The 18,911-nt window shown below is 36.8% G+C and carries 31 protein-coding genes; 9 read left to right on the top strand and 22 right to left on the bottom strand.

The features are described 5' to 3' along the window. Nucleotides 1-2 precede the first annotated feature (2 nt). The 9 genes from B0I22_RS07340 (at nt 3) to B0I22_RS07300 (ending at nt 4,034) form a co-directional block, all read left to right on the top strand. On the top strand, nt 3-299 hold the full coding sequence (locus tag B0I22_RS07340) for a hypothetical protein (RefSeq protein ID WP_133944029.1): 297 nt from the start codon (nt 3-5) through the stop codon (nt 297-299). Further along, nucleotides 296-541: a phosphopantetheine-binding protein gene (locus B0I22_RS07335; RefSeq protein WP_133944028.1), complete on the top strand. Its 246-nt coding sequence runs from the start codon at nt 296-298 to the stop codon at nt 539-541. The genes B0I22_RS07340 and B0I22_RS07335 overlap by 4 nt, the downstream gene beginning before the upstream one ends. Nucleotides 542-626: 85 nt before the next feature. Beyond that, nucleotides 627-1,103, top strand: coding sequence for a hypothetical protein (locus B0I22_RS07330; protein WP_133944027.1), 477 nt, complete (start codon nt 627-629; stop codon nt 1,101-1,103). Nucleotides 1,104-1,105: 2 nt separating this feature from the next. Further along, nucleotides 1,106-1,654, top strand: coding sequence for an NUMOD4 domain-containing protein (locus B0I22_RS07325; RefSeq protein ID WP_133944026.1), 549 nt, complete (start codon nt 1,106-1,108; stop codon nt 1,652-1,654). Between the two features lie 76 nt (nt 1,655-1,730). Then, nucleotides 1,731-2,072: a hypothetical protein gene (locus B0I22_RS07320; protein WP_133944025.1), complete on the top strand. Its 342-nt coding sequence runs from the start codon at nt 1,731-1,733 to the stop codon at nt 2,070-2,072. Then, nucleotides 2,069-2,398 (top strand): DUF7736 domain-containing protein, encoded by a 330-nt coding sequence (locus B0I22_RS07315; RefSeq protein ID WP_133944024.1) that lies wholly within the window; start codon nt 2,069-2,071, stop codon nt 2,396-2,398. The genes B0I22_RS07320 and B0I22_RS07315 overlap by 4 nt, the downstream gene beginning before the upstream one ends. Before the next feature lie 55 nt (nt 2,399-2,453). Further along, complete coding sequence (locus tag B0I22_RS07310; protein ID WP_133944023.1) at nt 2,454-3,059, top strand: SprT-like domain-containing protein; 606 nt, start codon at nt 2,454-2,456, stop codon at nt 3,057-3,059. A gap of 9 nt (nt 3,060-3,068) precedes the next feature. Beyond that, nucleotides 3,069-3,650 carry a hypothetical protein gene (locus B0I22_RS07305; RefSeq protein WP_133944022.1) on the top strand — a complete coding sequence of 194 codons (582 nt, stop codon included), beginning with the start codon at nt 3,069-3,071 and terminating at the stop codon, nt 3,648-3,650. A 141-nt stretch (nt 3,651-3,791) separates the two neighbouring features. Then, the gene (locus B0I22_RS07300; RefSeq protein ID WP_133944021.1) at nt 3,792-4,034 is read left to right on the top strand and encodes a hypothetical protein; all 243 of its coding nucleotides are present in this window, start codon (nt 3,792-3,794) and stop codon (nt 4,032-4,034) included. Nucleotides 4,035-4,230: 196 nt separating this feature from the next. Here B0I22_RS07300 and B0I22_RS07295 read toward each other — a convergent pair whose 3' ends face one another. From B0I22_RS07295 to B0I22_RS07195, 22 genes are all read right to left on the bottom strand, one after another. Further along, a complete protein-coding gene (locus B0I22_RS07295) occupies nt 4,231-4,644 on the bottom strand; it encodes a hypothetical protein (RefSeq protein ID WP_133944020.1) in 414 nt (137 codons plus the stop codon). A gap of 12 nt (nt 4,645-4,656) precedes the next feature. Next, on the bottom strand, nt 4,657-5,742 hold the full coding sequence (locus B0I22_RS07290) for a structural protein (RefSeq protein WP_133944019.1): 1,086 nt from the start codon (nt 5,740-5,742) through the stop codon (nt 4,657-4,659). Next, nucleotides 5,743-6,228: a hypothetical protein gene (locus B0I22_RS07285; protein WP_133944018.1), complete on the bottom strand. Its 486-nt coding sequence runs from the start codon at nt 6,226-6,228 to the stop codon at nt 5,743-5,745. 7 nt (nt 6,229-6,235) lie between these two features. Next, entirely contained in the window at nt 6,236-7,711 is a 1,476-nt protein-coding gene (locus B0I22_RS07280; protein ID WP_133944017.1) for a phage portal protein, read from the bottom strand. A gap of 21 nt (nt 7,712-7,732) precedes the next feature. Next, complete coding sequence (gene terL, locus B0I22_RS07275) at nt 7,733-9,220, bottom strand: phage terminase large subunit (protein WP_133944016.1); 1,488 nt, start codon at nt 9,218-9,220, stop codon at nt 7,733-7,735. Nucleotides 9,221-9,223: 3 nt separating this feature from the next. Next, nucleotides 9,224-9,610 carry an HNH endonuclease signature motif containing protein gene (locus tag B0I22_RS07270; protein ID WP_133944015.1) on the bottom strand — a complete coding sequence of 129 codons (387 nt, stop codon included), beginning with the start codon at nt 9,608-9,610 and terminating at the stop codon, nt 9,224-9,226. A gap of 17 nt (nt 9,611-9,627) precedes the next feature. Continuing rightward, nucleotides 9,628-10,038 (bottom strand): hypothetical protein, encoded by a 411-nt coding sequence (locus tag B0I22_RS07265; protein ID WP_133944014.1) that lies wholly within the window; start codon nt 10,036-10,038, stop codon nt 9,628-9,630. A 12-nt stretch (nt 10,039-10,050) separates the two neighbouring features. Further along, entirely contained in the window at nt 10,051-11,253 is a 1,203-nt protein-coding gene (locus tag B0I22_RS07260) for a radical SAM family protein (RefSeq protein ID WP_133944013.1), read from the bottom strand. Further along, on the bottom strand, nt 11,250-11,579 hold the full coding sequence (locus B0I22_RS07255) for a hypothetical protein (protein ID WP_133944012.1): 330 nt from the start codon (nt 11,577-11,579) through the stop codon (nt 11,250-11,252). The genes B0I22_RS07260 and B0I22_RS07255 overlap by 4 nt, the downstream gene beginning before the upstream one ends. Nucleotides 11,580-11,583: 4 nt before the next feature. Next, complete coding sequence (locus B0I22_RS07250) at nt 11,584-12,165, bottom strand: ParB N-terminal domain-containing protein (RefSeq protein ID WP_133944011.1); 582 nt, start codon at nt 12,163-12,165, stop codon at nt 11,584-11,586. 128 nt (nt 12,166-12,293) lie between these two features. Continuing rightward, nucleotides 12,294-12,674: a VRR-NUC domain-containing protein gene (locus tag B0I22_RS07245; protein WP_133944010.1), complete on the bottom strand. Its 381-nt coding sequence runs from the start codon at nt 12,672-12,674 to the stop codon at nt 12,294-12,296. Beyond that, entirely contained in the window at nt 12,662-12,979 is a 318-nt protein-coding gene (locus B0I22_RS07240) for a hypothetical protein (RefSeq protein WP_133944009.1), read from the bottom strand. Before B0I22_RS07240 ends, B0I22_RS07245 begins: the two co-directional genes overlap by 13 nt. A gap of 38 nt (nt 12,980-13,017) precedes the next feature. Next, nucleotides 13,018-14,526 carry a replicative DNA helicase gene (locus B0I22_RS07235; RefSeq protein WP_133944008.1) on the bottom strand — a complete coding sequence of 503 codons (1,509 nt, stop codon included), beginning with the start codon at nt 14,524-14,526 and terminating at the stop codon, nt 13,018-13,020. Next, complete coding sequence (locus B0I22_RS07230; protein ID WP_133944007.1) at nt 14,516-15,367, bottom strand: DUF6291 domain-containing protein; 852 nt, start codon at nt 15,365-15,367, stop codon at nt 14,516-14,518. Before B0I22_RS07230 ends, B0I22_RS07235 begins: the two co-directional genes overlap by 11 nt. 1 nt (nt 15,368) lies before the next feature. Continuing rightward, a complete protein-coding gene (locus B0I22_RS16120; protein ID WP_166668198.1) occupies nt 15,369-15,533 on the bottom strand; it encodes a hypothetical protein in 165 nt (54 codons plus the stop codon). Nucleotides 15,534-15,535: 2 nt separating this feature from the next. Further along, on the bottom strand, nt 15,536-15,709 hold the full coding sequence (locus B0I22_RS07225) for a hypothetical protein (protein WP_166668197.1): 174 nt from the start codon (nt 15,707-15,709) through the stop codon (nt 15,536-15,538). Nucleotides 15,710-15,729: 20 nt separating this feature from the next. After that, complete coding sequence (locus B0I22_RS07220) at nt 15,730-15,993, bottom strand: hypothetical protein (protein WP_133944005.1); 264 nt, start codon at nt 15,991-15,993, stop codon at nt 15,730-15,732. After that, nucleotides 15,990-16,676, bottom strand: coding sequence for a DNA cytosine methyltransferase (locus B0I22_RS07215; protein ID WP_133944004.1), 687 nt, complete (start codon nt 16,674-16,676; stop codon nt 15,990-15,992). Before B0I22_RS07215 ends, B0I22_RS07220 begins: the two co-directional genes overlap by 4 nt. Nucleotides 16,677-16,678: 2 nt before the next feature. Then, on the bottom strand, nt 16,679-17,398 hold the full coding sequence (locus B0I22_RS07210; protein WP_133944003.1) for an MBL fold metallo-hydrolase: 720 nt from the start codon (nt 17,396-17,398) through the stop codon (nt 16,679-16,681). A 6-nt stretch (nt 17,399-17,404) separates the two neighbouring features. After that, nucleotides 17,405-18,166 (bottom strand): phage recombination protein Bet, encoded by a 762-nt coding sequence (gene bet / locus B0I22_RS07205; protein ID WP_133944002.1) that lies wholly within the window; start codon nt 18,164-18,166, stop codon nt 17,405-17,407. A gap of 22 nt (nt 18,167-18,188) precedes the next feature. After that, a complete protein-coding gene (locus B0I22_RS07200; protein ID WP_133944001.1) occupies nt 18,189-18,509 on the bottom strand; it encodes a hypothetical protein in 321 nt (106 codons plus the stop codon). Further along, the gene (locus B0I22_RS07195; protein ID WP_133944000.1) at nt 18,478-18,909 is read right to left on the bottom strand and encodes a topoisomerase DNA-binding C4 zinc finger domain-containing protein; all 432 of its coding nucleotides are present in this window, start codon (nt 18,907-18,909) and stop codon (nt 18,478-18,480) included. The genes B0I22_RS07200 and B0I22_RS07195 overlap by 32 nt, the downstream gene beginning before the upstream one ends. Nucleotides 18,910-18,911 lie beyond the last annotated feature (2 nt).

Raw genomic sequence — 18,911 nt, 5'->3', positions numbered from 1 at the left:
TTATGAATACAGAATTAAAAATAGTGATGCAAAATGAAGTTGGAACAGCTATCGGAAATGATACTAAGTCACTTTGTTTGGTTTGGAAAAATGAAGATGAACAAAACAACGAATTAGCTAATTTAATTATCGATGCCGGAAACACCATCCAATCCTGCGGACTTCTCCCCTCTCAATTATTAAAGCAGAGAGATGAAATGAGAGAAATGTTGAAATTATTATTCGACAAACTACCATATGCAAAATATCAAGTTGAAAAAAATAAAATAAAAAATATTCTCGAATCAACAAAATTATGAAGCCAAATTACATATACGAACCATTTGTTAAGTGCTTAAAAATTGTACTTCCAGATTTACAAAACCATCAAATAAGTGATGATGTTACTTTTGACTACTTAGGATTTGATTCATTAGACAAAGTTCAATTTATAATTGAAATTGAAAAAGAATTCGACATTATAATTCCAGATGAAAAAACTGAGAGAGTTAAAACAATTGGAGAAGCTTTCAAATTACTACTATCAATTCTTAACCCTTAATACTTATACTAATGACTAAGCAAGAAAACGTTTAAAAATCGACATATCATTTAAACGTGTCGAAATAATCTAAAAAAATAAACAAATGAAAAGCACAATATTAAACATAAATAAAAGAGTTCTTGTAGTGGAGACACCGAGAATTTATGATTATTACATTTATGAAGATGCATTATATATTTTCGGAAATGATACAAAAGAAAATTTTAGAATGAGTGGTAAATTCGATTTGATTTGCAAAGGATCTGAATTATCGGAAGAGATAGCGAAAGGATTAGTGGTTGGTGGTTATTGTTCTTCAAACGGTCAATTTCTTTATAAATATTATAACGCATTATACGATGATGAAGATTCTTGTACTTCCGCTCTTGACTCTTTCATATCAGCGATAGAAGCTTCGAATTATTATTGGGAAAAGAATCCGATTGAAAAACCTGCTAAAAATGATTTGAATGGTTCATTTTTTACAATGCAAACGAACTTTCATCAAGAAAAAGCTTTTGACGAAGCCGAATCCAAAACCTTCCATCCCGACAGAACTTTAATTTTTGAAATACTTTAATTATGAGCAGACTTAACGAAAATTGGAGAGACATAGTAGGATATGAAAATATCTACCAGATATCTGACAATGGAAAAGTTAGGAGTTTAGATAGGAAATCAAACCATAATAGAGGACAATTCCAAGCAATAAAAGGAAAGATATTATCAATAAATATACGAGGTAATTATTATGAAGTTGGGTTAAGTAAATTCGGATTAGTTAAATCTAAAAGAATCCATAGATTGGTTGCCGAATCATTTATACCTAACCCAGAAAATAAGCCTTTTGTTAACCATATTGACGGAAACAAATTAAATAATGTAGTAGAAAATTTAGAATGGTGTACGCCTTCATATAATATACAACACGCTTTTGATAATAAATTAATGGTTGCAAGGTCTGGTAAAAATCATAAAGATAGTAAGCCAATATTTCAAATTGATGATTCAGAAAATGTAATTGATAGCTTTATAAGTATTAAAGAAGCTGCAACTAAATTAAATATTTGTAGAGTTGGAATAAGCCTAGTATGTAGTGGAAAATTAAAAAAGACAAAAGGGTTTAGATAGAGGATGAAGAATGGGCGAAAGCAGGAAGCATCGGCGACATTATCGAAATTATATCGAACCTTAAAACTGATTAGCTATGAGCAACACTAAATTTATAAAGGTAGCCGTGAGTGAGAGACTGCCAAAAGAAGATGGTAAATACTTTGTCTGGGTAGATTGCCCTAATGCGAGATCCGCTGAAAATCCAGACGAATATAATATGAACAAGATGTACTTTAGTAAAGCCGATAATGAGTTTAAATCATTCTATGAAGTTACTCATTTCCTCGAAGAAGTTCCCGACCGAGAATCAGAATTGATTGAGATGTTGGAGGAAATATTAAAAACAAATAGATTCGTATGGAAAAATGATAAATATGCTGAATTTCAAATCAAAGAAATCGAGTCTTTAATCCAATCAGTAAAGCAACCAAAATGAAAGTCACACTTAAAAAAGCATTTTCGATAATAGATGGCAGATTATCGACTGAAATCGGAGATGTATATGAAATGTTGAATTATATTTTTGACGATAATTTTATGACCCACCAACTACCTACAGCTATGAATCGACTGAAAGAATTAAATCCTAATTGGTTTTCTGGAATGGTAGACGTTCTTAATGATGTTAAAAAAACAAATAACACAAACGATTTCGGTGAACTTATAAAAATTATTGATAAATCATTTCCAGCATATGAATTTCAACTAGGCAAAATAAGTTCAGAATTCTCATTTTTTGATGGAATTATAAAACAAAAATAGAATTACGGAAACCCGTAAACAAATCCAAAACCCAATAACTATCTTACCAAAATTTATGCAGAACTTCAATTATATATCCAACACCTTCAGCTACTACAACAAAGAATTGTTTCAGGATAAACTTCCAGAAGTAATAATCACTATTTCCAGAGATCATAAAATGTCGGGAATGTTCCAGCCTGACAAATGGAAGTCAAAAGACGGTCAAATGATTCACGAGCTGACTGTGAACCCAGACTACATCGAGCCTTATGACATCGAGTTTCACCAAACAATTGTTCACGAGATGTGTCATCTGTATCAGTATCTTTTCGGCAAACCTGGTAGATCCGGTTATCACAATTTAGAGTTCTCTGAGATAATGAAAAATGTAGGTTTGCAAACATCCGACACAGGAACGCCCGACGGATTCAAAACTGGCAGAAGGATGTATGATTACGTTATTGACGACGGACCATTTGAAAAAGCATTTCAGAAACTGCAGGAAACCCGATTCAAAACTTTGGAAATTAGCGCGGTCAAAAAGGATAAAGTACAGAAGAGTGGAGCCGATGGCAAACGCTCAAAATATACCTGTTCCTGCGGGTGCAACGTCTGGGGGAAGACTGGTCTTGAGATTGTTTGTAAAAAATGTGATGTTGAGTTTGAAGAAAATAATTAAATTTGAGATATGGGAAATGACTTTAATAAAGAATCTTTTGCGCCATCCACTGAAAATGGTCTTATTTCAATAAATGGAAAAGGCAAAGAGATAACAGGTAAAACAGTAGAGGTTTTTCGATCTTTTGACTCAGAAGGGATTGAAGTCGGTCGTTTAGAAATTATTGTAACTGATATGGACCAAAAAGAATTAAGATTAGGAAATCTTGTAAATCATTCTGTATTAGGAATTGTTGAGATTATTGGCGTTGGCAAAGATTATATACACTGTCTTTACAATGGTGAGACTCATTATGAAAGTATAAATTCATTTTTTCCTATTCCATTAACAGAAGAATGGTTATTGAAGTTTGGTTTTATAAGTTGTGATTTTAGGGAGACTTATGACCCAAATGATAAATTTTCTGAAGATTTTAGCTACACACTAGACAGCGGACTTTCTAATCGTGAATTTGTTTGTTATCCTTACAATGGATGGTATATTGAAATAGGCCAGTATGCTCAAATAAAAGAAAAGTTAAAGATTAAATTTGTTCATCACTTTCAAAATATTTATTTTGACATGACCGAAAAAGAACTTGAAATAAAATAATTTTTTCGCACCCTCACACGAGTTTGTGAAATTGTTGTAAAATAATTGTATTGGTTATCAATGAGTTATATAATATTTAGTTCTTATATTTGGAACTAAATATATTTTTTATTTAGATTTGTACCTATAAAAATAAATATTATGTCAACATTTAAAATTACACAAAACGGAAAAGATTTAAAAACCGGATTAACAAAACAAGAGGCCTTAGGTCAGTTGTTCGTAGTGGTAGAAGATTTCACTAATAACAATTATGTTTACGACAATGAAAATGAAACTATAAAATCTCCGTCAGGGCAAATAATTGCAAAGCAAGGTGATGAGTATGTTTCAGCTGGTGATGATTATTTCGAGGTAGAGGAAGAAAACAACGAAGAGGATTGACTACACTTTAAAATATTAAAATTAATTAGGTTATCTAGATACAACGATCGCCAGATTGCTGAAATTATTGGTTGTTCTACTAAAGGCGCTGAGCTTAAAAGAAAAAGAAAAGGGAGTAATAAATATTTACTGACAGACTTGCAAAAATTAAAAGATCACATAGACAAATTAATAAAAATAGCAGGATAATTTCCTGCTATTTTTTATATCTATTAATGTATCGTAATACCATTTGAACCTGCTTACTCTCTCTTAATTCATTGCTTTGAGAAATATTCCACTTACTTGGTTGATTAGAGTCAGTGTAAACACTTAACTTACCTGTATTAAGATCTACATATACAGATTGTTTTACTTTCTTAGTGTTGTAACCTGCGCCATTAATATAAATACGATTGATGTCACCTTTATTCCAAATTCCAATTTTAATACCACTTAAAAGTCCTTTCCCTCCGTGTTTTTCATTAAAATGAGTTACTAAATCTTCTGGATCTAATTTAGTAGCAGTCTCTGGCTTAGTTGCTTCAATTTCCGCTGCTGCATTAGCCATTCCTAAAGCAGCAGCATTGCAAATTTCTTTTCTCTTCTCTATGTAATGTATCGCTCTCATTGGTTTTAGTTTTTACAAAGTTAATATCTTCTGCAATTCTTCCACATTATCCTCAAACCAATAAGGCAAGCTCGAAGCATTCGAAATCCGTTCCTTGTTGTCTTGTAAGTAGCTGATAAATTGAGGTGGAAGATCTTTGATAAATTTCGGTTTAAACTCGCTTTTCTTTCTCTGTAAAGTGAGAATTGCTAATTGTTGTCGCTCAGCCATTGTAATAAGAATTGGAATCATTCTACATCGGCAATGTGGATGCCAGCTACTCCATTTAAACCATTTTGGATAAATTCCAGCCAAGCGTTTGCAGGTTTCACATTGATTTTCAGTATTATTACTCAGCATAATTTCAAAACCACTTATCAATGGATTATTTTGGTACCCGTTCCATTCCGCTAATCGATAAGCGCCGTTTATTTCAGTTCTTGCCAATCGTAATCCATTTTTATACGAAGATCGATAAACTCCCTGACCGGGATGATAATTTTTTGCTGCTTTACTCCATTCAAGTTTACCCGTTTTCGGATTTGTCACTCGTCTAAAAATTCGATTTGGCTCAGTTAGATTCTTTTGAAGCTCACGCGCCAACATCTGTGGAGATTTCCCCTCTTTGATGTGATTCTGCACCATTACATCAATTTCTTTCGGGATGTTCTCAAAAGCCTTCCAAACTCGGTCAGATAATTTCAGTCCCCCCTTCTGGGTGTCAATAAAAGTTTTGCTCTGCGAAGCAATATCTCGTACGGTTCCGGTCGCCTGATTTCGAATAAAATCAAAAGCTTTGGCCTGCGCTATCGATTTAGAATATCTTTTACCGAGATTATTCCAGAGATCATCCGAGGCAATAGTAAATTCTTTCTGAATGCCATTGATTAAAGTCAGATTAAATTTTGAAAACTGATTTCGGAGAATGGTGTTTATTTTACGGACCAATAATTTATTCTGAGTAATCGAAAATTGCCCATTCAGATTCTTGATAGCGTTCTGGATCTGTGGCAGATTGATAGATAGGGAAAAGCTTTGGAGAAGGATTTTTTTAAGTTCCTTTTCCAAAGTCTCCAAACGTTTTTGGCGTGCGATTTCTTCTGGTGATAGTCTGCGCATCTATTTCTTATTTACGAATTCAATCCCTGTCGCTAAGCTTATATTCTCTGCATTTTTCTTGAAAATAGAATCAAATTCCATCCAACTTCCAGTCAGAACATCAAATCCTTTTGATTCAACATATAAAGCGTAATCAGCACCCGCAACCATCACGCAAACAAATCCAGATGTAAAATTCTGTGCCACTTCGTTACCTAAGTCTTCACCTGTTAATACGCCTTTTTGCCCATCTTTCCCTTCTCCAACTCCGGAAGCAAAAAAATTAGATTTAACAAACTCCCCATTTTGATATATCACAAAACCTATTGATGAATTAAGAAAATTTGTTCTGTCTTTATAAACTTTGTCGGAATTTGCATTCACTTTTTTTTTAGCTTCCTCTTGAATTTCCAAGAGTGTTGATTCTAAAATCTGGATAACAACTTCCTGCACAGCATCTGTAAACATTTCCGGATCGATGAGATTCATTTCAATTTTAATTCCCATAACTCAATTATTCTGCAGGTGGAAAATTATCGATGATTTGCGCCGCTCTTTCTTCGGCTTGGATCTGAGCAAATTCTTTGTCAGCATCTTGCACCCAATCGAAGTTGGATACCGCTGATTTCTTGCTCATAAATCCTGAGTTTACGGCAACTGAAAGTATATCGGCAGTTTCTTTGTCGTCTCCGAGAATGTAAGGCGTTACAACCGGTTTGATAATGACTTTATCACAAGCATCTTGCATAGAGGTGTTGAACATTGCAATGTAAGCCTTGATGATATTGATTCGTCTTTGCAGATATGGACCAAAGACAAGCATATTATCTTTAACTTTCAAGTGAGCATCCATAAACAGCATTTTCTGCGCACCAAGTCCGAGATTTCCTATGTCTTTGATATTGTTGAAAGATATATCAGGCGTTTGTGTTAAAGAGAAAATATCTTCACGGTTCATAGAGTGTTCAAGTTTTACACTTTCAGACGCCGCCTTCCATTCCAGGTATGCCGCTTCTGTATTTGCGTCACCTTGAATTAGTTTTCCAGATTCACCTTTTTTAGCGAAGCCAGTTATTTTTCCTTTGATAAACATTGTCGGAGCGGAATGATACTTATTCGTATCGGAAAAGTTGGAGCGAAGATCTTCATCACTCTCGATGATGTTCTGGACTTTATCCCAATCCTTTGCGAGTTTGTTCCCGAAAACGATTGGAATTTTACCGATTGGATTTGGTTTCGGATATGTATCAGAAGCTTTCCAGCCATCGGTATTTTCAAACCTGTAAAAGAATTCAGCGGTATGCGTTTCAAAATACTTTACGCTCTTATCTCCAACCTTACGGGAGTAGGCACGGGAGAAAGCAACAAGATCTCCGTACTCGTCAAAAGTAGGATACAATTCTTCATCTTTTGAAGGTTTGAAGGAAATACACTTCAATTTGAATTTTGTCTTAAACCCGTATATCTCGTGTTCTTTGTCCGTTTCAACAGGGAACCACATCTCCGCAACCTCGGTAAAAGATAAAAGTTCTTTTGCCATATCGAGGTCGAAATATTCCATTTTGTTGTCGTGGATGATTCTTTGAACTGCTTTCAAGACTTCCTCTTCTTTGGCATCTTCGGATTCCGTTTGGTAATCCACGGGAAAACCAAAAAGAAAAGCTGCAGCACGATTGACAATAATCTCCTGGTACGCCAAAGCAATTCGAGTAACCGGCTCGATCTTCATTGCGATTTCTTTTTTTGCTCCGCTTACCGTCACTACCTTTACACCACCGTCAGCGGTTTCACCATCATCTGCTTTGACTTTTTTATCCTTTCGGTAAGTAGTGTCGAAAACTTTATGTTGCGCTGGGTCCAACTCCTTTTTGATGTCTTCAACTTTTGGAAGATCTACAATGCGTGTTTTCTTGAGTGCGGAAATAGTATCTTCCAGCTCGGAACCGCTTCTCAGTTTATCGGTTATCTCTTTTAATTGCTCAGTTGTCATTGGTATATAGTTAGTTTTTGTTTAAAAATAATCGCTTGGGTCTTCACCTTCCTCACCTCGTTTTTCAACCATTCCTGTAAGTACATCAGGACCATCATCATTTTTATTCTTTCCGGTCTTCATATAATTGGTAACGTGGGTGTAAAATGTTGGCCACATCTTATCCCAGCCTTCGGGAAAGAAAGTAAGATTCATAACTTCGTTTGATTTGGTGAAGATTCTGACATCTTTATTGTCGCCTTGGTGGAATAGATCAAATTCGGTTGTGTTGTTTCCCAGAATCCTTGTTTGTTGTTCCACATTACGCCCGAAAGTTCGCCCTCCATTGTTGGATTCGATGTAAGCAGTTGATGTTTGATGTTTTGCCAACATTTCGGCCATCTTCGGCTCGGTGTATTCCATCGATTTTGTCGTAAATAGAATATCTTCAACAAAGTTTCCGTAATCGGTTTCCGTGTAGCAGATGGAACATAAATAATCACCACCTGTGTCTGCGGAATCGGTGTAACTTTTTTTGATATTACTGGAAGTGTACGGAATTGTCGGATATGGATATGTCCGAAAAGGTCTGTCATACATTAATCCTTCTTTTGGTTTTGGATTTTGTTGATATTGCGTTTCGAAAACAAACGGACTTTTTAATCTCATCTGGTGTAACTCTTCCACCGTGTGTTTGTGTGGCCACAATGCTTTTTCTTCTCCGTTTTCATCGGTTTGGAGACAAGGAAGCTCGATCAATTCCCATTCACCGCCATCATCAATCCCGAGAACGCCTTCCAATTTTTGAAGGTATCCGCAAAGGTCGTTCATATGAAGCCTTTGCATAATGATGATTATCGGCGTATCTCGCGAATTTACACGGTTCCGAATCGTAGTGTCAAATTTAAGATTTACCGCTTCTCTCTTTTGGTCGGATTGCGCGTCATCTGGTTTTATCGGGTCATCGATAAGAATTGCACCGGCAAACTCAGAATCGAAATAAGGAATGAAGTTTTCAAAATCAATATCTTCATCATCTTGGTTTTCTGATTGGACCGCACCGGCTCCAAAACCAGTTACCTGACCACCAGAACTAACAGCGTAAAAACCACCGCCTTCGGTCGTCTGCCATTTCTTTTTTGATTCTGATGTAAGAGTTACGTCAAATAGTTCTTGAAAAGCTTCACTTGTTACCGTGTCTTGAACTTCTCGGCTGTTATCCATTGCGAGGTCGGCAGAGTAGGAGAGGTGTATGAATTTGGATGCTGGATTGATTGCGAAACCGTAAGCAGAGAAGTTTTTAATGACGAGTTCAGTCTTTGAGTAACGAGGTGCTACATTGAGCATTAAGCGTTTTGTCTTGCCTTGGATAACTCGATCAAGAGCGTTGCAAATAATTCTATGATGATCATTTACGATGAACTTTTTACCGAAATTTTTCTTGAAGAAATAGCGAGTGAAATTAAGTGTCGACTCTAAAGCCCACGTTTTTGTTATATCTACATCTCTTATTTCGGTGGCGGTGGACATTTGTTATTTTATTGTTTCGAAATAAAATACAACTTCGATTTCGGTCTCATTAATGAGGTTGTATTTCTTCGCCATTTGATATTGAACTGAATATTTATTAAGGCTTTGAACATACTGTTTGATTGAATCTCGAAATTGTTCTATAGTCATTTGATGCTTATTGATATTGCATTTTGGACAAGAAGGATTGAAATTACCGATATGATTATTTTCTGGCTTTTCAAATGTTCCATCGAAGATCCATCCTTTACCGTCAACATAACTGCGATTTCTCACACAAGCTTCTATATGATCGGCGTGCCAGCCTTTTTGCAACTCACAACCGCAGTACGCGCACTTACCATCATACTTTTGAGATAATATCTCTCTTTGAGATTTGGTGAGTTTCATAGTTTTTATTTTGATATTTAATATTCGTCGTTCAAGTTTTTAAGATGTTCTTTCATTTCTTCGGGAGTAAGTACACGAGCCTTAACGGTGTGGTTTATCTCCTGCATAGCTTGACCAAACATATAATTTCGAAGATCGGCAATCGCTTTGCTTCGGGTGTTCTTATCATTCAGCTCGGTAATTATCAATCGAAGAGCGAAAGGCGTTTTTTTATCAACAGCAATTCGTTTTAGTTCCTCTTCGGTCGCATTGAAGATCAAAGTGTAACTTTCAATCAGTTCGTTCTTTTTCAGTGGCTGGATGCCTTTCTTTTTCAAAGCTTCATTGATGGTCGAAAACGACTTTCTATTTGCCCCAGTACGGTTGATGTTCTGTGGGTTTTTATGAAAGCCTGCGGTGCCATCTTTACCTTTGAAATTCTCTTTCATAGTTGGATTGCTTTAGGATTGCTTTGTTTCTTCTAAAATCAAAAATTCCTTCGTGTTGTAATTGTTCGGATGGTAAATCAAAAGTCTGTCACCATTGCCATCTTTCGCCCAATCCAATTTCTTTTCCGTCTGCACTTTGAACCAGCTGAAAACCGGATAATTCTTTGCGAGATTCAATCCTGCTTTGCTATCCCAGTAAACGTGAAGAATGTTTTTTAATCTCGTTTTCTTCATAAAGGTTTTATCGTCGAGATTCGATTTGTTGTAGATGAATTTTGAAATATCCGTTTCCCAATCTGGAATGAGTGGAGCGAAAAAGTCAAAGAACTCGTCAAAGGAAATCGTGTCGCCTTCGCTTTTGTTTTCCTCACACCATTTGAAGAAATCATTTTGCGTCGGCATTGTCTTCGGGTAGATGGAATAGAAATCATCAAACCAGGATTCGTAATGTCCGGAAGGTGTACCGATGATCTCGCAGTCTTTTTCTTTAGCATAATCTCGTAGAGCAATGTAAAGCTTCACGGTCTCGGGATTAATATCTTTCGAAGCTGCTTGTTTCAAAAACTCTGGTCCAAATATCTCTTTTTGACTATCCGTAAGATTTGACTGTTGTTTGTAGTTCAAATGAAAGCGATTGATCCAAAAATGCTTTACTCCGATCTCTGAATATTTATCGATAATCGCTTTGTGATCGTCTGAAAACTTAGCATCAAAAGGATTGATCCCAATCATTACCTTGTGTTTTTTCACCAGCTCTTTCACCATTTCAAAACGCTCGTCAAGACTTGGAGCGTTCGGCTCGAAGATTTTTCTGACTTCATCATCAGAGTAGGGAACGGAAACATACCAAATCGACGGTTTTATTTTTTCGCTGGCTTCTTGCCAACCATAACCGCCACGAGTGTTCAATTGAACCGGAATGTCCATAGCAACCAAAAGTTTAAGAATCTGATTTGTCAGGACGTGATTGTTTTTTGAAAACGGATCAACATTGTTTGAGATCAAGACCGGATATTTATCTTTCAGAAAAAGACTTGTGATGTCGTTTCTGTTTTTGTGATGCTTAAGAATTGAAAGAATTTTTTTCAAGTCCGCTTTTCGCTTCGGGTCGTTCAAGATTGAAAAACAGTAAATACAACCGTGACTGCAAAGATTTAAAGTCAGTTGCAGTGGCATTGGATTGATCAGAAAAGCGTTGGTGAGTGGAGAGATCATAGATTATGCTTTTTCTTAAGTTTTCTAATTCTATCCTGATTAATTTTCAATAATGATTTATCACTTTCGATTGAATCTGTGAAAATCTTCTTTTCAGACGGGAATAGGTAAGTGCCTTGACCTTCTGTCAAATATTCAGTATCTTCTTTGATTCTTTTTATTCTCTGCAGATTTTCTTTTTCCAGTTCTTGAATGAATTTTGATATTTTAGAGCTTTGGCTTTCTTCGGTCTTATTTGCTAAAACTTCCGCTGCGGCATTAGCGAAACCCAACGCCGCAGCATTACAAACCTCTTTTGCTTTCTCAGAATTTAAAACCTGTCTCATAATTTTAGTTATTTTCAGCTTCGTAAAGCCTTAGAATTATTTTGAAGAGGGATTTTTTATCGTCTTTCAGTTTTACATAGGCCTTGGCATTTTCCCATTCAGCTTTTTCTTCATCGGTCAAAGTGATGGCGATCATATTGTCTTCGTCAGCCTTTGGAAGCGTTTCTTTTTCTTCTTCCGGTTCTTCGAAAATTGGAAATTCAACACCCCAGTGTTCGAGTTCAATTGCATCCCATTCGTTTGCTAAGGCATCATTATCGTCAGATCCGTACGCAACGTTATCTTTGATGGCATACGCACGAAGTTTTTTAACTGGCGTATCTTCTGGAAGTACTTTGCAAATTGCTTCGGTAAATCCAAGCTCTCGCATTGCGCGCAGTCGCATATTTCCACCGATAACGAGATAACAGTCATTGAACGGAATTACGATCAATTCTCGGATCTCAAGCATTTCTGGATCATCTTTCAGCGATTGCACAAGCTTTTCAAAGCGATAATCACGGATAAATCGTGGATTTTTTGGAAGTCCATCGATCTGCCCGTCGTTGAAGCGGAGTTTTGATATTTTGATGTTTTGTACTTGCATATTCTCGGAATTTTGAAATCCTCACTACTTCGACGAATCTGGTAGCGAGGAATCTCAAAAAAATAAACTATGAAAAGAATTACTAACCACAAAGATAAAAATAAATATCAGTTACTGATATTTTTTAATCAAAATTTTACACCAAACTTTGTGCTTTTCAAATAGTTATTGATCTCGGTCATAAATTCGGGAACTGTTCTGCAAATCACATACTTTGCCCCCAGCTTCTCGACATCCTTTTGCCAAATCTTCTGGTTTGGATTCTGTCGGCCATCTGTTGTTTTCATCTCGATTGCGAGGAAATTAAAGTCTTCGTTCGGCGTGAGAAGTAGCAGATCTGAAACTCCGGCCTTCGTTCCTTCAGCTTTCATTATTTTCGCTTCTGTCTTATCCCGTCTTCCACCGTTCGGCACCGCAAAGAACACCGGCGACAAAACGCGATATTGGTAATTGAACCAATCTACGCAGGCGATTTGCAATCGGCTTTCTGCGTGGTTTAATCTTGCCATTCTGATTTCGTTTTTAAAAATTGTTTTTCCATTTCGGTGAATTTCTTGTCACAGAGTTTGCAACTGTCGTAGGTCTTGAGGTAGTATTTCACGAGAAAAATCCTTTTCCGTAATGCGGATGAAATTTCTTTTTCGCAATGCTCAGCGCTTAAGTTTTTGAAAATTAGCAATCGGATGTAGAAAACCTTTCTCTCTCTGCTTTTGCTCTCGATCCTGCTCTGCGAGATTTCGAAAGTCGCTTCGGCTTGCTTCAATTCGGTCTGATATTGACCCTTGATTTTCTGAATAAGATTTTCTTCTATCATCTCGTTTGGCTTTGTAGGTTTGTTTTAGGTCTTGGAGTTTAGAATTTGAAGTCGTCATCTTCTTCGATTTTGTTTTCAGTTTTAATTTCTCCAAAAGCATCTTTCAGATTCCCAAGTGGCACTGGATTTTGATAATCAAAATCAGTTTCGATAGGGAAAAACTTCTGATAATCCCCTCTGAACTTCATTCTCTCCGTAAAGACTGAACCGCCACGGAATTTCTCAATCATTAATTCCACCTGCCCTTTGGTATCAGTTTCTGCTCCTTCCGGATCATTATCCCACTTTTCGATTTTGTAATACTCTGGACGGAATAGAAAGCCAACCACATCAGCATCCTGTTCGATTGCTCCCGATTCACGAAGATCAGAAAGCATTGGTCTTTTTCCTGGTCTGGATTCAACACTTCTCGAGAGTTGTGACAATGCAACGATAGGTAAATCCAATTCCTGAGCGAGTTGCTTCATCTTTCTGGAAATCGTGGAAATAATCTGCTCCCGATTTTTACCTTTGTCTAATCCGGAAACTTCGGTCAGCTGAATATAATCCCAAATAATCATCTTCAAACCTTTTTCCTTTTTCAGCAATCTCAATTTTGCCATTGTTCGGTAAAGGTCAAACCCAACGCTTTTCCCTTCGATGATGTAAAGTGGTAGATTTTCGAATGTACTGCATTCCGATATTCTCTGCCAATCGTAATCCGTGAGATTTCTATCTCTGAATTTGTTTCCGCTGATTTCAAGTTCGTTAGCCATTTGTCGCTCCTGCAATTCCAAAGCGCTCATTTCGAAGCTGACAAATGCAACTGGATCACCTTTTTTGGCAATTCCCAAAGCTTCATCCAAAACAAAAGCGGTTTTTCCCATAGCAGGTCTTGCTCCGATAACGACGAGTGAACCATTACGCCAACCGTTCATCCGCATTTGGATGTCTCGGTTTTTGCAAGGAACGCCAGGAATTGTTTTTTCTTTCTGTTGTTCCAAAACCTGCACAAAAAGCTGTTGCGCCGTTGCTGTTTCCTGCTGTGAAGCAATTTCTTCTTCAATATCGTGGACTGCATTTTGCAATTTGGCAAATAGTTCAAACATATCCGTCGTTTCTGAGTAAGCTTCGTTTATCATCTGCATTGAGATGTTTATCACTTTTCGAAGCAGATATTTCTCCAAAACCACCATACAATGATGCTCAAGATGAGCTGACGAACTTACACCCATTGATAGATCGATGATGTAATTGTCACCACCTGCAATGCTCAATTTTTCCGTTCTTTTGAGTTCCTGTATCACAGTCATCAGGTCGATTGGCGAATCTTTTTCCTTGATTCTCTTGATCGATTTGAAAATCTGTTGATGTCTTGGATCGTAGAAGACATCCTCGTTTTTACCAAATCTTTTGATCACCATATCGTAGGCTTTCAAATCTACCAGCAAGGTTCCGATGATGATTTTTTCGAACTCTACCGCACTTGGTGGCATCTTCCCATCAGAGATCGATAACTCTCTTACGTGGTCTTTTTCTTTTTTGAAATTATTTTTATCAGGATACATTGGCAAATTTGTTTTGTGAGTTGATCCATTTTTTCATTCTGGTCTTGGTATCCCAAGCATTGAAGCTTTGGAATAACATTTCTCCGGATGGCGTAGGCTGGCTGTAATGATTGAAGAAATCTTGTTTTACCTCTTTCGAGACAGTTCCCGAAGATGTGTTAATATTTTCGAAGAATTGTTTTTTATCCCAATCCTTGAAGCTTGAAATTTGAATCTTCGGATATTTGTTCAACCAGAATTCAAAGTTTTTAGCCATATCGTTGGTGTTGTGCCACTTCTCATCATCACCCCAAGAAACTTTCTTTTCCACGAATTCATCGATCTTCAAATCCAATTCTTCATCTGTAAGTTTGTGAGCCATTCTCAAGCGATCCATTTGGATTTGCTTTTCAGTTTTTAGGAAGTTTTTGAATTCGGAGATTTTTTCGACGTTTTCCGCTTCATCATCTACTACGTATTTTGTTTCTTTTTTTAAAAGAATAACATTATCATTAACATTATCATTAACACGTTCGTTTTGCTTCGGAGTTGAAGCATTTGCTTTGTTTGCTTCATCTTGCTTCGATGTTCTTGATTTTCCGCTATTTACACCGCCTTTTTTTCCAGCTTCTGACCTTTTTTGGATAACTGCTTCATATTTTTTCAAGTCCTTTTTCATCACAGCTTTCATTTTTTGCGCGGCAAATTGCAAAAGACGGTCTTCATTTTCTATCGTTGGATTTTCGTCCGAAGCAAAACGAAGCAAATGCTTAATTAGCTTCCCTGCTTCTTCATCTGTTAAAAATTCGAAGTCTTGCTTCCAATCGGTGTAGATGATAAAACTATTTTTATTTTCAGCCATTTTATTTCAAATCTTTAATATTACAAGGGAATCTTTTCCCTTGTAAATCTTCATATATTACAGCGTTTCCGCTTACGGATATGATCTTCACTTTGTCGCCTTTTCTTCCCCAGATGTTGCCTTTTGAGAGGTTATCTTTGTTCAAAGTCTTGAAAGTTCCGATCATTGCTACTTCTCTGTTTTAAGTCTTTCTTCCATTTCCTTATGCCCGAAGATCTCACGTTTCAAAGCTGACCGGATAAAGAATTCCTTTGCGAAGTTTGGCTTTGGATGTAGCGGAATGAGTCCGATCCCAAATAGCCAATAACGATACGTTTTATCTTCTGTTTCTACTGAGTACACGCTCCCGTTTTGTCTTATTGTCATAATTTCAATTCTCTTTTAATGTGTTCGTAATTTCTCCAATTGGCAGAAAAACCTGGTGGTATTTTCCCCTCGAAATCCAGTATGTTGAATTGCAGTTCGATCTTGTCCTTTTCGAACCTTCTTCCACAGATATAGACCTCGTAAATTCCTTCTGTAAAGACAGCGACTGAGTGATATTTCTCTTTTTCTTTCAGTCCGTAGTTTATCATATCCAAAAGCTGGTCTGCGGTCTGTTTTTGTAGGTCAGAGAAGAGATTCATAATTCAAATACTTGTTCGTCGAATAGTGATTGGATGATTCTCTTTGGTTGGTTGTAGATTCCTAAAGCGGTGTCGAGGATTGCCTTTCCTTCCAATGGATGAATGCAGTTTCTTAAAACTTGCGCCGGGTCGTGATTCCCTTTTATGTAAATATTTTTACCTGGATAATCAAAGCCTAACCATTCAGCAACTTCACTTCTTTTTGCTTGGCTGAAATTTTTCATCGGTTTTATCTTTATCTCGGGAATTTTAAAATTTGCCCAATAATAATGTCGATTTATATGTTGTGGCTCTATCAATGGGTCGTAATAAGATTTAACATTTTCTATTACGAATTTGCCTTTAAAAAAATGTTTTAACAAAAGAATCTCTTCATAAAGCTTCATATCAGGATAGGCGCTTATGTCGTGTTTTGTTGCCTTCATCATTTGGCTGTGTGTAGGGCAAGGAGGCGAACCCCATATAAAATTAAATTCTTTATAATGATCAAGTAAATATTGGTGGGCATCGCCGACAATAACAATATCATCTGGAAAACGATCTTGATAAATCTTGGCGAGTTCTGGGCAAATCTCAACAGCTGTCACTTCCAATTCAATGCCCACTTCTTTGGCTGATTCATCCCATTCAAAACGGTTGCCGCCTAAACACGAGTAGAGATTAAGGACTTTGTATTTTTTCATCCCTAAAAAGGTGTTTCTGTTAAACTTATTTCCATTCCTTTGTCGGCGGTGTACGTCGTTTTCCCAAAGGCTTTTTCAATGTCATATCTGAACTCACGAGCGTTGCTGTTACCATCGGATAAGTGGATTAGAATGATGTTGTTTGTCTTGCTCAGGTCATTGGCCTGTAAAGCTTCCAGACAGGTTGCAAAACTCATATGAGATTCCAATAGTCTGTTTCTTCGTCTGGCATCAATAGAACTGCGGTCCAGGATGTCTTTTCTGTAATTACACTCTATCATCCAGTGTCTCACATTTGGAAACAAAAAAGGCAGATAGTAGGTGTCTGTCGCAAAAAGAATATTCCCAGTCTCAGGATGATTGATGTAAAATCCTAAAGGCTCGTTGCAATCGTGTTTCAAAGCAAAAGGCGTTATCGTGAATTTTCCTATTTTAGTTGAAACATTGGAAGATATCACGTTTTGACCTTTGATGTTCTTGGCTTCAAAAGTTCCGGCGGAAGCGTACACCGGAATTCTTTTGTTTATGAAATCACCAACGTGTTTAAAATGGTCGCCGTGTTCGTGCGATACCAATACTCCAACAACTTTGGAAAGGTTGAAATTCAAAGCTTTTTGAACTTCTGAGAACCTGATACCACATTCGAGAATTAACGCTTCTGAATCGTTATGAATGATGTAGCAGTTTCCGTTGCTGTTGGAGCCTAAGATGGATAGTTTCATAATTGATTAGAAATTAGGTCCAGCAGAAACTTTATTTTCATCCTTCGGGAAAGCGATTTCTGCAGAAGCTGTTGGAATTACTTCTTTTTGCGGTTCGTCTGCAACGTCTGCAATCTCGAAAACGGTCTTGTTTGCTTCGGACTTTATCTCGTTTGCAACTTTCACTTCTGTATATTCCGCATCGATTGTGTTGTTCGATTCTTCCTGAGTGTACATAGCACCAAGCTGGGCAGGGAATGCTTCACGCAGCGCTTGAACTTTTGCAACCTTTCCAATCATTGTAGATTTTTTCTCATTCCAGGAAGATTGCTTTTTGTCGTACTCTTCAAGCGATACTTTTGCAATCACTGGAAACTTTCTATCTTTTCTGTAAACTTCTGCCCAAGCTCCAAGAAGTGTATCTGTTTTCAAGTGGAAATTCCCTTCGATCTCTAAGATTTGATTTTCACGTTGGATGATAAGGCCACCTTTCAATCCATCGTACTGGTCGTTCGCTTCGGCTCTTTTCATTAAGGCTTCTTTTGATACGATCATTTGCGCTGGTGTTGTGCCAAATTTGACCAAATATGCTTCGTTCAAGAATGGATTCAGCTGATTGTACTTACAGATTGAGATGAACTGCACAAGATCTTGATCTGAGACTTGTCCGTTTCCTTTGGTGAGGAAATCTCTAACAATTTGATAAGAAAGTTTTACATCTTGACCTGCTACTTGGTAGGTTACGGTTCCTTTGTCTTGCACTGCTGGTGCGTTTTGTTCTTTTGACATTTTTTTAATATTTGAGGGTTAATTATTGATTCTGATTTTCTTCAATTTTTGATTTTTGAAGATTTTTAACATCATTCTTTTCTTTGAATGTTTTGGTGATAAAGTCGATTTCTTCTTGGAAAACAAAAGGACTTCTCAGTTTCATAAACCGATGCCATTGATTGTTTACAAAAGCGTATCTGTGAAAATCCAGATAGAGAAAAGCTTCCTGTCGGCTGTGGAATTGCTCCATTGATTTGTATGAAGTAAATTCCTTTTCTTTCATTTCGCCATTACCGTCCGTATACTCTAATTTGAAAGCCGTAGCGTTCTCAATGTTGATTCGTTTTCGGAATTTTTTCATTGTTAATTTTTAAAATTGATTTTGTTTTCTTGCATTTAGGGTAGTTACTGCATCCTAAAAATTCTTGACTATTACTTTTGTTAAGTCTAATTCGCCAATCACAGCCACAGTCACAAACTCCATATTTATCATTGAATTCTTCTCTCTCTTTCTTAGCCTTTCGCATTTTTTTAGCGTAAGTTTTTGAGTAGTAGTAGAATTCTGGTGCATCGCCGTCCATTAAGTTCTCTGGTCGTTTTTCTTCGATGATTTTCAGACACGCCCTACATTCAACATCGTTGATATATTCAGTTTCTGTGTTGTGATTATGAACGCATTCAACACCTTTTGCGTGACGAAATGTATTTGGTAGATGAAATGAATTCTTTTGCCAATATTCTGCACCGTCTGGTAAACTCATAA

Origin of the sequence: Epilithonimonas xixisoli (genome assembly GCF_004365655.1) — a bacterium.
GTDB lineage: Bacteria > Bacteroidota > Bacteroidia > Flavobacteriales > Weeksellaceae > Epilithonimonas > Epilithonimonas xixisoli.
The sequence above is the reverse complement of the archived record's forward strand: the minus strand, read 5'-3'. Positions and strand labels throughout refer to the sequence as shown.

Coding starts and splice junctions, on each gene's coding strand:
- B0I22_RS07340 (WP_133944029.1), top strand. CDS start 3: ATGAATACAGAATTAAAAATAGTGATGCAAAATGAAGTTGGAACAGCT.
- B0I22_RS07335 (WP_133944028.1), top strand. CDS start 296: ATGAAGCCAAATTACATATACGAACCATTTGTTAAGTGCTTAAAAATT.
- B0I22_RS07330 (WP_133944027.1), top strand. CDS start 627: ATGAAAAGCACAATATTAAACATAAATAAAAGAGTTCTTGTAGTGGAG.
- B0I22_RS07325 (WP_133944026.1), top strand. CDS start 1,106: ATGAGCAGACTTAACGAAAATTGGAGAGACATAGTAGGATATGAAAAT.
- B0I22_RS07320 (WP_133944025.1), top strand. CDS start 1,731: ATGAGCAACACTAAATTTATAAAGGTAGCCGTGAGTGAGAGACTGCCA.
- B0I22_RS07315 (WP_133944024.1), top strand. CDS start 2,069: ATGAAAGTCACACTTAAAAAAGCATTTTCGATAATAGATGGCAGATTA.
- B0I22_RS07310 (WP_133944023.1), top strand. CDS start 2,454: ATGCAGAACTTCAATTATATATCCAACACCTTCAGCTACTACAACAAA.
- B0I22_RS07305 (WP_133944022.1), top strand. CDS start 3,069: ATGGGAAATGACTTTAATAAAGAATCTTTTGCGCCATCCACTGAAAAT.
- B0I22_RS07300 (WP_133944021.1), top strand. CDS start 3,792: ATGTCAACATTTAAAATTACACAAAACGGAAAAGATTTAAAAACCGGA.
- B0I22_RS07295 (WP_133944020.1), bottom strand. CDS start 4,644: ATGAGAGCGATACATTACATAGAGAAGAGAAAAGAAATTTGCAATGCT.
- B0I22_RS07290 (WP_133944019.1), bottom strand. CDS start 5,742: ATGCGCAGACTATCACCAGAAGAAATCGCACGCCAAAAACGTTTGGAG.
- B0I22_RS07285 (WP_133944018.1), bottom strand. CDS start 6,228: ATGGGAATTAAAATTGAAATGAATCTCATCGATCCGGAAATGTTTACA.
- B0I22_RS07280 (WP_133944017.1), bottom strand. CDS start 7,711: ATGACAACTGAGCAATTAAAAGAGATAACCGATAAACTGAGAAGCGGT.
- terL (WP_133944016.1), bottom strand. CDS start 9,220: ATGTCCACCGCCACCGAAATAAGAGATGTAGATATAACAAAAACGTGG.
- B0I22_RS07270 (WP_133944015.1), bottom strand. CDS start 9,610: ATGAAACTCACCAAATCTCAAAGAGAGATATTATCTCAAAAGTATGAT.
- B0I22_RS07265 (WP_133944014.1), bottom strand. CDS start 10,038: ATGAAAGAGAATTTCAAAGGTAAAGATGGCACCGCAGGCTTTCATAAA.
- B0I22_RS07260 (WP_133944013.1), bottom strand. CDS start 11,253: ATGATCTCTCCACTCACCAACGCTTTTCTGATCAATCCAATGCCACTG.
- B0I22_RS07255 (WP_133944012.1), bottom strand. CDS start 11,579: ATGAGACAGGTTTTAAATTCTGAGAAAGCAAAAGAGGTTTGTAATGCT.
- B0I22_RS07250 (WP_133944011.1), bottom strand. CDS start 12,165: ATGCAAGTACAAAACATCAAAATATCAAAACTCCGCTTCAACGACGGG.
- B0I22_RS07245 (WP_133944010.1), bottom strand. CDS start 12,674: ATGGCAAGATTAAACCACGCAGAAAGCCGATTGCAAATCGCCTGCGTA.
- B0I22_RS07240 (WP_133944009.1), bottom strand. CDS start 12,979: ATGATAGAAGAAAATCTTATTCAGAAAATCAAGGGTCAATATCAGACC.
- B0I22_RS07235 (WP_133944008.1), bottom strand. CDS start 14,526: ATGTATCCTGATAAAAATAATTTCAAAAAAGAAAAAGACCACGTAAGA.
- B0I22_RS07230 (WP_133944007.1), bottom strand. CDS start 15,367: ATGGCTGAAAATAAAAATAGTTTTATCATCTACACCGATTGGAAGCAA.
- B0I22_RS16120 (WP_166668198.1), bottom strand. CDS start 15,533: ATGATCGGAACTTTCAAGACTTTGAACAAAGATAACCTCTCAAAAGGC.
- B0I22_RS07220 (WP_133944005.1), bottom strand. CDS start 15,993: ATGAATCTCTTCTCTGACCTACAAAAACAGACCGCAGACCAGCTTTTG.
- B0I22_RS07215 (WP_133944004.1), bottom strand. CDS start 16,676: ATGAAAAAATACAAAGTCCTTAATCTCTACTCGTGTTTAGGCGGCAAC.
- B0I22_RS07210 (WP_133944003.1), bottom strand. CDS start 17,398: ATGAAACTATCCATCTTAGGCTCCAACAGCAACGGAAACTGCTACATC.
- bet (WP_133944002.1), bottom strand. CDS start 18,166: ATGTCAAAAGAACAAAACGCACCAGCAGTGCAAGACAAAGGAACCGTA.
- B0I22_RS07200 (WP_133944001.1), bottom strand. CDS start 18,509: ATGAAAAAATTCCGAAAACGAATCAACATTGAGAACGCTACGGCTTTC.
- B0I22_RS07195 (WP_133944000.1), bottom strand. CDS start 18,909: ATGAGTTTACCAGACGGTGCAGAATATTGGCAAAAGAATTCATTTCAT.